Genomic DNA, 14,441 nt, shown 5'->3' on the forward strand with positions numbered 1-14,441 from the left:
GCGAGCGGAAGGATGCGCGGTGGGGATTCTGGAGACGATCAAGGACCCGCTCGACGTGAAGCGCCTTGAGGCGGGGGAGCTGCCCGCGCTGGCGGAGGAGATCCGCGAGCTGCTGGTCTCCACGGTCGCGAGGACCGCCGGACACCTCGGTCCCAACCTCGGCGTCGTCGAGCTGACCATCGCCCTCCACAGGGTCTTCGACTCGCCGCGCGACCCGATCCTGTTCGACACCGGCCACCAGTCGTACGTGCACAAACTGCTGACCGGGCGGGCCGGGCAGTTCGGCACGCTGCGGCAGGAGGGCGGCCTGTCGGGGTACCCCAGCCGGGCGGAGTCAGAGCACGACTTCATCGAGAACTCGCACGCCTCCACCGTCCTGTCGTACGCCGACGGGCTGGCCAAGGCGCTCGTACTGCGCGGTGAGACGGACCGTACGGTGGTCGGGGTGATCGGCGACGGCGCGCTCACCGGCGGCATGGCCTGGGAGGCGCTGAACAACATCGCCGGGCGCAAGGACCTGCCGCTGATCATCGTGGTCAACGACAACGGCCGCTCCTACTCGCCGACGATCGGCGGTCTGGCCTCCCATCTGTCGTCCCTGCGGATGACCCAGGGTTACGAGCACGTGCTCGAACTGGTGAAGAACAACCTCGGCCGGGTGCCGGTGGTCGGCACGCCGCTTTACGACACGCTGCACGGCATGAAGAAGGGCCTGAAGGACATCCTGACCCCGCAGGCCATGTTCGAGGACCTCGGGCTGAAGTACGTCGGCCCGATCGACGGCCACGACGAGGGCGCCGTGGAGGCCGCCCTGCGCCGCGCCCGGGCCTTCCGCGGCCCCGTCATCGTCCACGTGCTCACCCGCAAGGGCAACGGCTACGCGCACGCGGAGAACCACGACGAGGACTGCTTCCACTCGCCGCAGCCCTTCGACGTCGAGACCGGCGAGGAGCGGCCCAAGCCGCACAGCTGGACCAACGTGTTCAGCGACCAGATGGTCAAGATCGGCGCCGAGCGGAAGGACGTCGTCGCGATCACCGCGGCGATGCTCCACCCGACCGGCCTGGCGGCCTTCGCCGAGGCCTATCCGGACCGGATCTACGACGTGGGCATCGCCGAGCAGCACGCCCTGACCAGCGCCGCGGGGCTCGCGATGGGCGGTCTCCACCCGGTTGTGGCGGTCTACGCGACCTTCCTCAACCGGGCCTTCGACCAGCTTCTGATGGACGTGGCGCTGCACCGGCAGCCGGTCACCGTCGTGCTCGACCGGGCCGGGGTCACCGGCGACGACGGACCGAGCCACAACGGCATGTGGGACCTGTCGATCCTGCAGGTCATCCCCGGACTGTCGGTCGCCGCCCCCCGCGACGGCGCGCGGCTGCGCGAGCTGCTGGCCGAGGCGGTCGGGATCGAGGACGGCCCGTCGGTGATCCGTTTCCCCAAGGGCGCCCTGCCCGAGGACGTGGAGGCCGTCGGCAAGCTCGGCGAGATGGACGTCCTGCGCGCCGGCGACGCCGACGTGCTGCTGGTCGCGGTCGGCCCGATGGCCGAGATCTGCCTGGAGGCCGCGACCCTCCTCGACGCGCAGGGCATCTCGGCCACCGTGGTGGACCCCCGCTGGGTGAAGCCGCTGGACCGGGCCCTGGTGCTGGCCGCGGCGGCGCACAAGCTGGTCGTCGTGGTGGAGGACAACGGCCGGGTCGGCGGCGTGGGCGACGCCGTGGCGCGCCTGCTGCGCGACGCCGACGTGGACGTGCCGGTGCGCACCTACGGCATCCCGCAGCGTTTCCTCGACCACGCCAAGCGGGCCAAGATCCTCTCCGAGATCGGCCTGACCGGGCAGGACCTCGCCCGTCAGATCACCGAGGCCGTGGCACGCCGGTCGCCGGTGATGGAGAGCCACCCGGCGCGGCTGGTGCAGCCGACCGATTGACAACCAGGAGTAATACCGGTGTGACCGGGAAGTCTGCAGGTCGTCGACATGATGAGGAGCCTGCGGATGAGCGTGTTCCGGACGAAGCCGGTAGAACAGTCGATTGAGGATGCCGAAGGCGGCGAGCATCGGCTCAGGCGCAGCCTGAGCGCTCTCGATCTGACCGTCTTCGGCGTCGGTGTCATCGTGGGCACCGGGATCTTCGTGCTCACCGGCGTGGCGGCGCGCAACACGGCCGGCCCGGCCGTCGCGATCTCCTTCGTGGTCGCCGGGGTGGTGTGCGCGCTCGCGGCCCTGTGTTACGCCGAGTTCGCCGCCACGGTGCCGGTGGCCGGCTCGGCCTACACCTACGCGTACGCCACGATCGGCGAGTTCCCCGCCTGGATCATCGGCTGGGACCTGATGCTGGAGCTCGCCCTGGGCGCGGCGGTGGTCGCCTCGGGCTGGTCGGGGTACTTCGCGTCGCTGCTGAAGAACTTCGGCGTCTACCTGCCGCCGTCGATCGCCGGCGACGAGGCCGTCTTCAACATCCCGGCGGCGCTGATCGTGATCCTGCTGACCGGGGTGCTGGTGGCCGGGATCAAGATGTCGGCCCGGTTCAACGGCGCCATGGTGGCGGTCAAGATGGCCGTCGTGCTGCTCGTGATCATCGCCGGGCTGTTCTTCGTCAAGGGAGCCAACTACCGGCCGTTCATCCCGCCGGCCCAGGCGATGCCCGCGACCGAGGGCATGAAGGCGCCGCTCATCCAGGTGCTGTTCGGCGTGCAGCCGGTCGCGTACGGCGTCTTCGGCGTCTTCACGGCCGCCGCCCTGGTCTTCTTCGCCTACATCGGGTTCGACGTCGTGGCGACCGCGGCGGAGGAGACCCGCCGCCCCCAGCGCGACCTGCCTATCGGCATCATCGCCTCGCTCGTCGTCTGCACGATCCTCTACGTGGCGGTCTCGCTCGTGGTCGTCGGCATGCAGCACTACTCCGAGCTCAGCGCGTCGGCCCCGCTCGCCGACGCGTTCCGGGCGGTGGGCCAGCCCTGGATGGCGACGGTGATCAGTATCGGGGCCATCGCCGGGCTCACCACGGTCGTGATGATCCTCATGCTCGGCCAGAGCCGGGTGCTGTTCGCGATGTGCCGCGACAACCTGCTGCCCCGCTCCCTCGCCCGGGTCCACCCGACGTTCCGCACGCCGTACCGGATCACGATCGTCATCGGCGCGGTCACCGCGCTGCTCGCGGCGCTGATCCCGCTGAGCGCCATCGCGGAACTGGTGAACATCGGCACGCTGTTCGCGTTCGTGATCGTCGCGGTGGCGGTGGTGATCCTCCGCAGGACCCGCCCCGACCTGCCCCGCTCCTTCCGTACGCCGCTGGTGCCGCTGGTGCCGATCCTGTCGGTGCTGGCGTCCGCCTACCTGATGCTCAACCTGCCGGTGGAGACCTGGATCCGGTTCTTCGTCTGGATGGCCATCGGCGCGGCCGTCTACTTCATGTACGGCCACCGCCGCAGCAGGGTGGCGACTACAACGCCCGGGGAAGCAGTCCTCGGACGGTGAGCACGGCGCCGACGGCGGCCAGCAGCAGGCCGCTCGCGCCCAGCAGCAGGCGGTAGCCGCGGGCGGTCAGCCGGTGCCGGCCGGCCCCCACGGCTCCCGCGAGCACCACCTTGGAACCCACCAGGACCAGGTAGAAGCCGCCCACGAAGGCCAGCGCGTACGCCGGGGCGTGGTCCCATGCCGAGACGAAGATCGGGGACCCCACGGCGATCCAGAACAGCCAGGGGTGCGGGTTGAGCAGGTTCACCACGACGCCGCGCAGGACCTCCCCGGCCGAGGAGGGCGCCGCCTCACCCGGCCGGGGCGGCAGGGCTGTACGGGCCTCGCGCAGCGTCTCCACGCCCAGGTACACGACGTAGAGCCCGCCCCCGACCGCCAGGACGCGCAGCAGCATCTGCGGGAGCGCCCCGACGGCCGTCACGGCGAGCAGCACCACGGGAAGATCGGACAGCAGCGGCACGCAGGCCAGGCGCACCCCCGCGCGGAACCCGCCGCGCAGGCTGGCCGTGATGACGAGCGTCAGCAGCGCCCCGGGTGTGACACCCGCCCCCAGGCCGAGGCTGAGCCCCATCAGCAGTTCCGTCACGCCCGTAACCTCCCGTTTCGTCCGCACGAGAGGCTACCGCCGGTCGGCCGGCGGGGTTCGGCGGAAAGCGCCGCCCAGCCCGCTGTCTCCAGGGCGATCGGCTCGTCTTGTGTCCTTTCCCGTCCGGCCTCTTCTCGCGAACGATGACACACGGGCCGCTTACCCGATCGCGGACGAGTATGCGGCTCCCGCGCCATTGGGAGGACGGTGACCCGGCGGGCGAACAGCCCGAGCCGCCGCGCCGATAACGAATTCGCTTGGGGCGACTGCGCGTCGCGGAGACGGAAACCGTGCGACGAGGAGTGCGACCGGATCGCCGTCTCCGGAAACGGCGTCTTTCGAATGAGCTGCCGATTCGGCGACGTCAGAGTCGCCAGTCAAGCAGCGGCGACCGTAACGCCGCGGTCGGCGCGGTCATGTCTGCGGCGCGGACGGCGCCCCCGCTGCCGTCCGTTTCCCATTCCGGTCGGCGTCGGCCGCTGCGGGCGGCGGACAAATGCGAGGTCACCCCTTGCGACGGTGAACCGGTGCCGTGTCCGCGCGCACGCCATGGATGCGACATGCGCCGAGCCGACGCCGGCGGAGCGGCCGTGGTCCGGCGGGGCGGCGCGCAACAGGCTTGTGGATTCAGATCATATCAATTAGCTTGATTCGTTGGAATCGCGGCCGATATCGCTCGCGACTAAAAGAGAGCGAAAGTGCCTGTGACTCGGACGTTCGGTCACAGAATCGGTGGCGCCATTCTACCGACGAGTAAGGTCGGTGGGTCGGACCGACCACTGCGGCCATCAGGGGAGTTTCGGTATGACGTTATTCCAGCACGGCGGCCCGCGCCTCACGGCGGCGCGCCGGCTCTCGGCGGTGATCACCGCAGGAGTCGTGGCGGTCGCGGCGGTTCTGGTCGCGCCCCGGCAGGCGGTGGCGGACACGCCGTGGCTGAGCGTTTCGGACGACGGTTACGTGGCGATCAGCATTCCGGCGGCCTACATCGAGGCCAACGCGGGCCAGATGTCGCAGGTGGCCGTCGAGGGGAACTTCGGCCCCTCCTTCGCCTGGGCGGAGTACGGCTTGACCCGCAGGGGCGACGTCTGGTGGGGGGCCCTCGGGCCGCTCAAGCCGGGGCTGTACTCCTACCAGGTCACGGGCGACGACACCAAGAGCCTAAAGGACCCGACGAACGCCACCGGGGTGACCTCCAAGCACCTGTGGAGCACCTTCCTCGTTCCGGGCGACCCGGCGCGCCTGCTGGCGGACGCGCCGCAGGGGCAGGGCGGCAAGGTCGAGACCCTGACCTATCGGATCAAGAAGAAGGAACACTCGGCCCTGGTCTGGACCCCGCCGGGCTACCAGGCCAAGAGCGCCAAGGGTCCCAAGGGGCCGAAGGGGTATCCGGTGCTGTTCCTGCAGTCCGGCGAGGGGCAGAGCGCCACCGACTGGCTCGACCTCGGCCGGGCCAAGCAGATCCTCGACAACCTCTCGGCCCAGGGCTCCATGGAGCCGATGGTGGTCGTGGTCGGCGGCGGTGACGGGCGGGCGGACGACAAGGAGTTGAAGGACCTCCGGAAGGCGGTCGCGGACAAGTACGACGTCCTGCGCGACCCGGCGCACCAGGCGATCGCCGGAGTGGCCGAGGGTGGGGCGCTGGCGCTGCGTGCCGCGCTGACCCACCCGAACGAGTTCGCCTACGCGGGCTCGTTCTCGGGCCTGCCGACGGACGGCGCAGGCCGGCCGGACGCGAGGGCGATCGGCCGCGGCCTCACGCTGCTGCGGCTGTACACCGGGAACGTGACCGATCCCGCGTACAACGCCACCGTTCGACTCACGAAGACACTGGACCGCGCGGGAGTCAGGTACGAGTTCGACGGGGTCAACCCCGACGGCGGGGCGAACTGGAACACCTGGCAGGAGAACCTGATCGACTTCGTGCCGCGGCTGTTCCGCCCGGTGCGCGATCACGGTCCGAGCGCCGGTCACGGACGGCTGAAGGGCGAGTTCCACCCGCCCGCGCCCGGCACCACGCCGACGCCGTTCGTGCGGGACGGTTTCGTCACCTTCGAGACCACGACGGACTTCAAGGACGCCAAGCACGTCACGGTATGGGCGAACGACGCTCCCGGCGGGAGCTGGCTACGCGTTCCGATGTCCCGCGACGGCGACCGTTGGCGGGTGACCATCGGTCCGCTGGACCCGTGGTTCTACTACTACCAGTGGATCGTGGACCGGGTCTCGGTCAAGGACACGTCGAACCCGACGAAGGTGACCTCCGAGCCGAACTGGAGCTCTTTCTTCATCCCGGGGGAGAGGGCGCGCCTGCTCTCGGACGTTCCCGCCGGCCGGGGTGGCAAGGTCGAGAGCCTGACGTACCCGAGCAATGTCGCCAACCAGGACCGGACCGCGTTGGTCTGGACCCCGCCCGGGTACGACGCCAAGCGCGCGGAGCCGTATCCCGTCCTCTACCTCCAGCACGGCAGCGGTCAGAGCTACACGGACTGGGTCGAGATGGGCCGCGCCAAGCAGATCCTCGACCACCAGTTCCTCGACGGGAAGCTGGTGCCCATGGTGGTAGTGATGGGCAACGGCAACGTGCCCGACTTCAACAAGGAGCTGCTGGACAACATCGTCCCGGCGGCCCGCGCCCGCTACAACGTCTCCGGCGACCCGTCGCGGCAGGCCCTGGCCGGTCTCTCGATGGGCGGCGTGCAGACGCTCGGGGTGCTCAAGGCGTACCCGGGCCGGTTCGCCTACGTCGCCGCGTTCTCGGCCTGGTTCGGCAGCGGCGACGGCGTCGACGCGGCGGCGATCAACAACGGGACCAGGATGTTGCGCCTGTACGTCGGCGACCAGACCGACTTCGTGCAGCCCCTGTTCATGGGATCCTTGCCCACCTTGGACAGCCTCGGCATCCGCTACGAGTTCGACGGGGTCACCCCTGGGCCGCACGGCTGGGACGTGTGGCAGAAGAACCTCATCGACCTGGCGCCGCGTCTGTTCAGGCGCTGACCCGGCTTCCGCCGCGCCCCTCCCGCGCGTGCACGGGAGGGGCGCGGTGGCCTGTCATGGTGGCCTGTCGCGGTGGTCACGATCGGCGGCGCGCCGTCGCTGTCGTGTCCGAGGTCAGCGGGGCGTCAGGTGGGCGTCCGGTGGGCGCGGTGCGCTCGGTTGGCGTCGATGAGCAGGTCGAGGGCGTCGCGGGCCTGGGCGAGCTCGTCGATGTGCCGGCTGATCCGGTCCCGCTCCTGGACCAGCCGCTCGAACGCCTCGTCGGAGTTCCGCTCGCTCGGCGTGTCGACACACGGCAGGACCTCGGCGATCGTCCGGCTCGACAGGCCCGCGCCGTACAGGCGCTGGATGAACCGCACCCGCTCGACCTCGTCCTCGGTGTAGTGGCGCTGGCCGCTGGGGCTGCGCGTGCTGGTGAGCAGGCCCTGCTCCTCGTAGTAGCGCAGGGAACGGACGCTCACCCCCGCCTGCGACGCCAACTCGCCGATCCGCATCGCGCCTCCTGTCGGAAAATCTCGGCTCAAACGCTTGCATCTGACGTCAATGTCAGGTCTTAGCGTAGTCGCGTGTCCAGCCGGCGGACACGTCCATCCGCAGAGATTCCCGAAAGGCGTTCAGAAATGACGACCCTCTTCGACCGCTACCGGCTCGGCGCGCTGACTCTGCCCAACCGTGTCGTGATGGCCCCGATGACCCGGGTCCGCGCGGCCGCGGGCGGCCTGGCCACGCCGTCGATGGCCGCCTACTACGCCCAGCGCGCCACCGCCGGGCTCATCGTGACCGAAGGAGTGCAGCCGAGCCTTGTGGGGCAGTCCAACCCGGGCACCCCCGGGCTGTACACCGACGAGCAGGTCGCGTCGTGGCGGCCGGTCACCGCCGCGGTGCACACCAACGGCGGCCGCGTCTTCGCCCAGATCATGCACGGCGGCCGCGTCTCCCATCCCGACACCACGGGGATGCGGCCGGTGGGCCCCTCGGCCGTCCCCGCTCCCGGCGAGGTGTTCACCCCCTCAGGGCCCAAGCCCGCGCCCGTACCGAGGGCGCTGGAGACCGCCGAGGTGCCCGAGCACGCCATGTCCTACGCGCAGGCCGCGCTCCGGGCCGTCGACGCCGGCTTCGACGGCGTGGAACTGCACGGCGCGAACGGGTATCTCATCGCCCAGTTCCTGTCGAGCACCGCCAACCTGCGCACCGACGCGTACGGCGGGTCGGTCGCGGGCCGCATCCGGTTCGCCGTGGAGGCGGTGTCGGCGACCGTGGAGGCGGTGGGAGGCGACCGGACCGGCATCCGGCTCTCGCCCGGCGCGGGCCTGTGGGGCGCGGAGGAGCGCGACGTCCCCGAGCTGTACGGCGCGCTGCTCGCCGAGCTGGCCCCCCTGGACCTGGCGTACGTCCACCTCGAGGCCACCACCGACGAGGACGTGCTCGTCGAACTGCGCAAGGCCTGGCCCGGCACGCTCATCGTCAACCCGGTCTTTCCGATGGGCCCCCGGAAGGCGGACAAGGCGGCGGCCGATCACTGGCTGGGGCTCGGCGCCGACCTGATCAGCTTCGGCCGCGCCTTCATCGCCAATCCCGACCTCGTGGAGCGGCTGCGCCAGGGGCTCCCCATCGCGCCGGACGACGAGTCCACCTGGTACCAGGGCGGCGACGCCGGCTACCTCACCTACCCCGCCTACCGGCACGCGGCCTGACCGCGTCGCTCCGGGCAGCCGTGTTCCGCCCCGGGGAGCGCACGCCCTTCCGGAGGGGGGCGAGGTTCGTCAGGGATGCCAGACCGGGCCCTTCCCTGGTGATGCCCACCGGCAGACCGCTCGGCGACGGGGAGTTCTGACGGGGGGTTCTGATGGGGAGTTCTCCGGCCGTCGCCATGACCCCACGACGCCGGCGAGTTCGGTGCGTGAGGTGACACCCAGCTTGGGGAAGGCCCGGTAGAGGTGGTGGCCCACCGTACGGGGACTGAGGAAGAGCTGGGCCGCGATCTCGCGGTTGCTGATGCCGGCGGCCGCGAGCCGTACCACCTCCCGCTCCTGGGGGGTCAGGCGGCCGAGCAGGGTGCCGGTGGCGCCGGCCTCGTCGACGACCGCCCCGGTGCCGCGCAGTTCCGCTCGGGCACGGTCCGCCCAGGGGGTGGCGCCGGCCCTCTCGAAGGCTTCCAGCGCCGTCCGGAGGTGACGCCGGGCGTCGGTGCGCCGGCGTCGGCGACCAGCCATTCGCCGTACAGCAGGTGGGTACGTGAGCGTTCCAAGCCCTGCTCGTGATGGTCGAGGGCGGCGGTGAAGTGGTCTTCGGCCTGTTCGTCAGGGCTCGTCAGGGCGCGGCAGCGGGAGGCCAGGGCGAGCGTGGCCGGGCGGCTGGTCAGCTGCGCCCATCGCTCGTAGCGGGCCACGATGTCGTGGCGGGGCGGTGGTCCAGCCCCGCGTACTCGGCGATACGCAGCCCTTCCGCGGCCGCCTGTCCGGCCTGGTCGAGCCGGCCGAGGGCGAGGTCGCTCTCCGCCAGTAGCGCGTTCGGCGGCGCGCTCCAACTCCAGGGCGGCCTGCTCGTCGGCGCCGGTCGCCGCGGCCGCGCGGTGCCAGGCGCGGCGGTCGGCGTGTTCGTCGCCGTCCAGGCTCGTCACCAGGGCCTGGTGCACGGCGATCCGCCCGGCCAGGGTGGCGCCGTGGTAGGCCGCGGCCCGGACCAGCGGATGCCGGAAGGCCAGCGTGGGTCCGGTCAGGCGGATCAGCCCGGCTTTCTCGGCCGGTTCCAGATCCGGCACCGTGGCCCCCGGCCGCGCAGCACCACGGCCAGCTCTCCCGTGTCGTCGGCGGCGGCGACAAGCAGCGCCGTTCGCGTGGACTGCGGCAGCTGGTCGATCCGCGCGCCGAAGCCGGCCTGCACGCGGCTGGACGGGGTGGCGCCGCCCGGCGTCGGCGGAAGCGGGCCGAGCAACCCCGCGTCCAAGGACGCCTGGTCCACCCATTGGGCGTCGTCGACCAGGCACAGCACGGGATCCTCCCCGGCGTGCTCCGACAGGAGCGTCAAGACGGCGAGCCCGGTCAGGAAACGATCCTGCCCGGCGGAGGCCGTCACGCCGAAGGCCGCCCGCAGCGCGGCCGCCTGCGGCTCGGGGAGCAGGTCCAGCCGCCCCAGCGCGGGTCGCAGAAGCTGGTGCAGCGCCGCGAACGGAAGCTCGGTCTCCGATTCGATCCCGGTCGTCCTCAGGATCTTGGCCGATCCCGCCCGGGCGGCCAGGTGCTCCAGCAGCGCGGTCTTGCCGATGCCCGCCTCCCCGGTGATCACCAGCGCCGCGCTGGCGCCCGCTCGGGCCTCGGTGAGGAGGCGTCGCAGTTGAGCAGCGCGTGACAGTCTTCCGGCAGCCCGTTCGCCGCACGGGCGTGCGAGGTGGGCGGTGACGATGTTCACTCTGGAAACGGCACGGCTCCAGTTGCGCCCGTTAACCCGAGAGGAGGCCGAGCACGTCGTGGCAGGCTCTCGCGAGGGCCGGAACTGGAGCCCTGGCTACCCGCGCCACGACGACCAGGACATCGCGCGGCTCGTCCTCCAGGAAGCTCCGGCCGACCCGCTGTTCGGCCCGCTGCAGATCGTGCTGCTCAGCTCCGGCGCGGTCATCGGCGGCATCGGCTTCTTCGGCCCGCCCGGCGACGAGGGAAGCGTCGGTTTCGGGTACGGCGTCGCCCCCGAGGTCGAAGGGCGCGGCTATGCGACCGAGGCGCTGCGTGCCCTCCTGCACGAGCGGTTCGCCACCGGGCGGATCAGCCGTGCCCTCGCCGACACCGCTCACGGCAACCTCGCCTCCCAGCGGGTGCTGGAGAAGGCCGGCCTGCGCCGGATCTCCTCCGACGAGCGCCTCCACTACTACGCGATCGAGACATGCGTTCCCCTACGCGCGGCGGGCCGCCCGGCCCGGCTCTCGCCATACGGCGGCGGCCCGGGCGGCCCCGGGCGTCAGGCCGGTACGGACGCCACGCCGGGCTCCAGGAAGCGGGAGCCGGTCACCTCCTCGGAGATGCCCGTACGGTCGAGGTACGGCGTGATGCCGCCGGTGTGGAACGGCCAGCCGGCGCCGAGGATCATGCACAGGTCGATGTCCTGCGGCGCGGAGACCACGCCCTCGTCGAGCATGAGCCTGATCTCCCGGGCGAGGGCCCGCAGCGCGCGCAGCCGCACCTCCTCACCGGTCGAGGGGGACGAGCCGCCCTCGAACAGCGCCCGCACCTCCGGGTCGATGCGGAAGTCCGGGCCGTACAGGCCGGGCTTGCCCGCGGCGACCAGCCTGGCGAGGTTCTCCGACACGCCGAACCGGTCCGGGAACGCCGCGTGCATGGTCTGGGCCACGTGCAGCGCGACGGCCGGGCCGACGAGCTGGAGCAGCGCGAACGGCGTCATCGGCAGGCCGAGCGCGTCGAGCGCGTGGTCGGCGACCTCCAGCGGGGTGCCCTCGTCGGCGGCGGCCGTGACCTCGCCCATGAAGCGCGTCAGCAGCCGGTTGACGACGAACGCGGGCGCGTCCTTGACCAGGACGGACGACTTCTTCAGCGTCTTGCCGACCGCGAACGCCGTGGCCAGCGTGGCGTCGTCGGTGGCGGCGCCCCGGACGATCTCCAGCAGCGGCAGCACCGCGACCGGGTTGAAGAAGTGGAAGCCCACGACCCGCTCGGGATGCCGCAGGCCGGAGGCCATGTCCGTGATCGACAGCGAGGAGGTGTTGGTCGCGAGCACGCAGGTGTCGGAGACGACCTCCTCGACCTCGGCGAACACCTTCTGCTTCACGCCGAGGTCCTCGAACACGGCCTCGATCACGAAGTCGGCGTCGGCGAAGGCGTCCTTGGTCAGCGACCCGCTCACCAGGCCCTTCAGCCGGTTGGCCTGGTCGGCGGAGATCCGGCCCTTGCCGAGCAGCTTGTCGACCTCGGCGTGGACGTAGCCGACGCCCTTGTCGAGGCGGGCCTGGTCGAGGTCGGTGAGCACGACCGGGACCTCCAGGCGGCGGGCGAACAGCAGCGCGAGCTGCGAGGCCATCAGCCCGGCGCCCACCACGCCGACCTTGGTGACCGGACGGGCCAGCGACCTGTCCGGCGCGCCGGCCGGGCGCTTGGCCCTGCGCTGCACCAGGTCGAAGGAGTACAGCCCGGCCCGCAGCTCGTCGCTCATGAGCAGGTCGGCCAGTGCCTCGTCCTCGGCGGCGAAGCCCTCGTCGCGGGACGCCGTACGGGCCAGGGCCACGAGGTCGAGCGCCCGGTACGGCGCGGGGGAGGCGCCCCGCAGCTTGAGGTCGACGAGGGTACGGGCCTGGGCGATGACCGGGGCCCAGTCCCCGGCGGTGTGGTCGGCCCGCTCGACGGTCACCTCGCCGCGCAGCACCTGGGCGGCCCACCGCAGCGACTCCTCGACGAAGTCGGCGGGCTCGAACATCGCGTCGGCGATCCCGAGGGCGAACGCGTCCCGTCCCTTGATCATGCGGTTCTGCGACAGCGGGTTCTCGATGACGACCTTGAGCGCCTTCTCCGGGCCGATCAGGCGGGGGAGGAGCTGGGTGCCGCCCCACCCGGGCACCAGGCCGAGGAAGCACTCCGGCAGCGCGATGGCCGGGACGCCGGACGACACGGTGCGGTAGGTGCAGTGCAGGGCGATCTCCAGCCCGCCGCCCATCGCCGCGCCGTTGACGAACGCGAACGACGGCACGTCCAGCTCGCCCAGACGGCGGAACACATGGTGCCCGAGCCGCCCGATGGCGAGCGCCTCCTCGCGGGAGGAGACCGCCGCCGCGCCCTTGAGGTCGGCCCCGACCGCGAAGATGAACGGCTTGCCGACGACGCCGACGGCCGCCAGATCGGAGCGCGCGGCGATCGCGTCGAGCGCGTCGTTCAGCGCGAGCAGGCCGTGCGGGCCGAAGGTGTTCGGCTTGGTGTGGTCGTGGCCGTTGTCGAGCGTGATCAGCGCCATCGTGCCCGCGCCGTACGGCAGCTCGACGTCGCGCACGAGGGCCTTGGTGACGACCTCGTCGGCGTTCTTGCCCTCCAGAAGGGCCTTGCAGGTCTCGATCGTGCTCATGCCAGGTTCTCCCAGATGACCGTGCCGCCCATGCCCATGCCGACGCACATCGTGGTGATCCCGTAGCGGACGTCGGGACGCTCGGCGAACTCGCGCGAGAGCTGGGTCATCAGCCGCACGCCCGACGACGCGAGCGGGTGGCCGAACGCGATCGCGCCGCCGTACGGGTTGACGCGCGGGTCGTCGTCGGCGATGCCGAAGTGCTCCAGGAAGGCCAGCACCTGTACGGCGAACGCCTCGTTGATCTCGAACAGGCCGATGTCGCCGATGGACAGCCCGGCCAGGCGCAGCGCGCGCTCGGTCGAGGGGATCGGCCCGATGCCCATCACCTCGGGGTCCACGCCGGCGAAGGCGTAGGACACCAGGCGCATGCGCGGGGTCAGGCCCAGCTCCCGCGCCACGTCCTCGGCGGCCACGATGCAGCCGGTCGCGCCGTCGTTGATGCCGGAGGCGTTGCCCGCCGTGACCCGCCCGTGCGCCCGGAAGGGCGTCTTGAGGGAGCGCAGGCCCTCCAGCGTGGTGCCGGGGCGCGGCGCCTCGTCCGCCGTGGCCAGGCCCCAGCCCTCGGCGGCCTTGCGGGCGGCCACCGGCACCAGGTCGACCTGGATCTTGCCGTCGGCGTACGCCTTGGCGACCTTCTCCTGGGAGGCGACGGCGAAGGCGTCGGCGCGCTCCTTGGTGATGGACGGGTAGCGGTCGTGCAGGTTCTCCGCGGTCATGCCCATGATCAGCGCCGAGCCGTCGACGAGCTGCTCGGACAGGAACCGGGGGTTGGGGTCGACGCCCTCGCCCATGGGGTGGCGGCCCATGTGCTCGACGCCGCCGGCGATGGCCACGTCGTACGCGCCGAAGGAGATGCCGCCCGCCACCGTGGTCACGGCGGTCATCGCGCCGGCGCACATGCGGTCGACGGCGTAGCCGGGAACCGACTTCGGCAGCCCGGCGAGCACCGCCGCGGACCTGCCGATCGTCAGGCCCTGGTCGCCGATCTGGGTGGTGGCCGCGATGGCCACCTCGTCCACCCGCTCCGGGGGGAGGCCGGGGTTGCGCCGCATCAGCTCGCGGATGACGCGGACTACCAGGTCGTCGGCACGCGTCTCGGCGTACAGGCCCTTCGGGCCCGACTTGCCGAAAGGCGTCCGAACGCCGTCGACGAAGACGACTTCACGGGACGCAGGCACGGGTTCGCTCCTACTGGTCGGTAGCTTCCGGAGGCCCATGCTACTGGTCGGTAACCGGTCGCTGGATCAGAGGGGGCGACGGACATGCCGTCGGTCTCGCGCACGACGCGAAGACGCCCCCGGAGGCCGCGCGACG

General features: G+C 71.6%; 11 protein-coding genes and 1 pseudogene. 5 read left to right on the top strand and 7 right to left on the bottom strand.

Features of this window, described 5'->3' with window-relative positions:
• Nucleotides 1–19: 19 nt before the first annotated feature.
• Both dxs and AB0J39_RS09230 read left to right on the top strand, forming a co-directional pair.
• Entirely contained in the window at nt 20–1,933 is a 1,914-nt protein-coding gene (dxs, locus tag AB0J39_RS09225; RefSeq protein ID WP_363462901.1) for a 1-deoxy-D-xylulose-5-phosphate synthase, read from the top strand.
• A 66-nt stretch (nt 1,934–1,999) separates the two neighbouring features.
• On the top strand, nt 2,000–3,481 hold the full coding sequence (locus tag AB0J39_RS09230) for an amino acid permease (RefSeq protein WP_363462902.1): 1,482 nt from the start codon (nt 2,000–2,002) through the stop codon (nt 3,479–3,481).
• Here AB0J39_RS09230 and AB0J39_RS09235 read toward each other — a convergent pair.
• Nucleotides 3,447–4,067 (bottom strand): LysE family translocator, encoded by a 621-nt coding sequence (locus AB0J39_RS09235; protein ID WP_363462903.1) that lies wholly within the window; start codon nt 4,065–4,067, stop codon nt 3,447–3,449. The two genes, AB0J39_RS09230 and AB0J39_RS09235, sit on opposite strands and share 35 nt — an antisense overlap.
• An 804-nt stretch (nt 4,068–4,871) precedes the next feature.
• Here AB0J39_RS09235 and AB0J39_RS09240 point away from each other — a divergent pair.
• Nucleotides 4,872–7,067, top strand: coding sequence for an alpha/beta hydrolase-fold protein (locus tag AB0J39_RS09240; RefSeq protein WP_363462904.1), 2,196 nt, complete (start codon nt 4,872–4,874; stop codon nt 7,065–7,067).
• Between the two features lie 125 nt (nt 7,068–7,192).
• Here the strand turns inward: AB0J39_RS09240 and AB0J39_RS09245 are convergent, their stop codons facing one another.
• A complete protein-coding gene (locus AB0J39_RS09245; protein ID WP_363462905.1) occupies nt 7,193–7,561 on the bottom strand; it encodes a MerR family transcriptional regulator in 369 nt (122 codons plus the stop codon).
• A 126-nt stretch (nt 7,562–7,687) separates the two neighbouring features.
• Between AB0J39_RS09245 and AB0J39_RS09250 the strand changes: the two genes are divergently transcribed.
• Nucleotides 7,688–8,761 (top strand): alkene reductase, encoded by a 1,074-nt coding sequence (locus AB0J39_RS09250; protein WP_363462906.1) that lies wholly within the window; start codon nt 7,688–7,690, stop codon nt 8,759–8,761.
• A gap of 69 nt (nt 8,762–8,830) precedes the next feature.
• On the opposite strand, the gene AB0J39_RS09255 is transcribed toward AB0J39_RS09250, so the two are convergent.
• Genes AB0J39_RS09255 through AB0J39_RS09265 form a run of 3 tightly spaced genes read right to left on the bottom strand, consistent with a single transcriptional unit; the run spans nt 8,831 to nt 10,475 of the window.
• Complete coding sequence (locus tag AB0J39_RS09255; RefSeq protein WP_363462907.1) at nt 8,831–9,088, bottom strand: helix-turn-helix transcriptional regulator; 258 nt, start codon at nt 9,086–9,088, stop codon at nt 8,831–8,833.
• 17 nt (nt 9,089–9,105) lie between these two features.
• Nucleotides 9,106–9,828, bottom strand: a complete 723-nt coding sequence (locus tag AB0J39_RS09260; protein WP_363462908.1) for a hypothetical protein — start codon at nt 9,826–9,828, stop codon at nt 9,106–9,108.
• Nucleotides 9,792–10,475, bottom strand: coding sequence for an AAA family ATPase (locus tag AB0J39_RS09265; protein WP_363462909.1), 684 nt, complete (start codon nt 10,473–10,475; stop codon nt 9,792–9,794). Before AB0J39_RS09265 ends, AB0J39_RS09260 begins: the two co-directional genes overlap by 37 nt.
• Here AB0J39_RS09265 and AB0J39_RS09270 point away from each other — a divergent pair.
• A pseudogene (locus tag AB0J39_RS09270) lies at nt 10,468–10,839 on the top strand (GNAT family N-acetyltransferase); the annotation flags it as partial. The gene AB0J39_RS09265 and the pseudogene AB0J39_RS09270 sit on opposite strands and share 8 nt — an antisense overlap.
• A gap of 179 nt (nt 10,840–11,018) precedes the next feature.
• On the opposite strand, the gene AB0J39_RS09275 reads toward AB0J39_RS09270, so the two are convergent.
• Together AB0J39_RS09275 and AB0J39_RS09280 are read right to left on the bottom strand one after the other, a co-directional pair.
• Nucleotides 11,019–13,124 (bottom strand): 3-hydroxyacyl-CoA dehydrogenase NAD-binding domain-containing protein, encoded by a 2,106-nt coding sequence (locus tag AB0J39_RS09275; RefSeq protein ID WP_363462910.1) that lies wholly within the window; start codon nt 13,122–13,124, stop codon nt 11,019–11,021.
• Nucleotides 13,121–14,305: a thiolase family protein gene (locus AB0J39_RS09280; RefSeq protein ID WP_363462911.1), complete on the bottom strand. Its 1,185-nt coding sequence runs from the start codon at nt 14,303–14,305 to the stop codon at nt 13,121–13,123. Before AB0J39_RS09280 ends, AB0J39_RS09275 begins: the two co-directional genes overlap by 4 nt.
• Nucleotides 14,306–14,441 lie beyond the last annotated feature (136 nt).

It is taken from the genome of Microbispora sp. NPDC049633, assembly GCF_040675265.1.
Classification (GTDB): domain Bacteria; phylum Actinomycetota; class Actinomycetes; order Streptosporangiales; family Streptosporangiaceae; genus Microbispora; species Microbispora maris.

Coding starts and splice junctions, on each gene's coding strand:
- AB0J39_RS09250 (WP_363462906.1), top strand. CDS start 7,688: ATGACGACCCTCTTCGACCGCTACCGGCTCGGCGCGCTGACTCTGCCC.
- AB0J39_RS09230 (WP_363462902.1), top strand. CDS start 2,000: ATGAGCGTGTTCCGGACGAAGCCGGTAGAACAGTCGATTGAGGATGCC.
- AB0J39_RS09245 (WP_363462905.1), bottom strand. CDS start 7,561: ATGCGGATCGGCGAGTTGGCGTCGCAGGCGGGGGTGAGCGTCCGTTCC.
- AB0J39_RS09275 (WP_363462910.1), bottom strand. CDS start 13,124: ATGAGCACGATCGAGACCTGCAAGGCCCTTCTGGAGGGCAAGAACGCC.
- AB0J39_RS09240 (WP_363462904.1), top strand. CDS start 4,872: ATGACGTTATTCCAGCACGGCGGCCCGCGCCTCACGGCGGCGCGCCGG.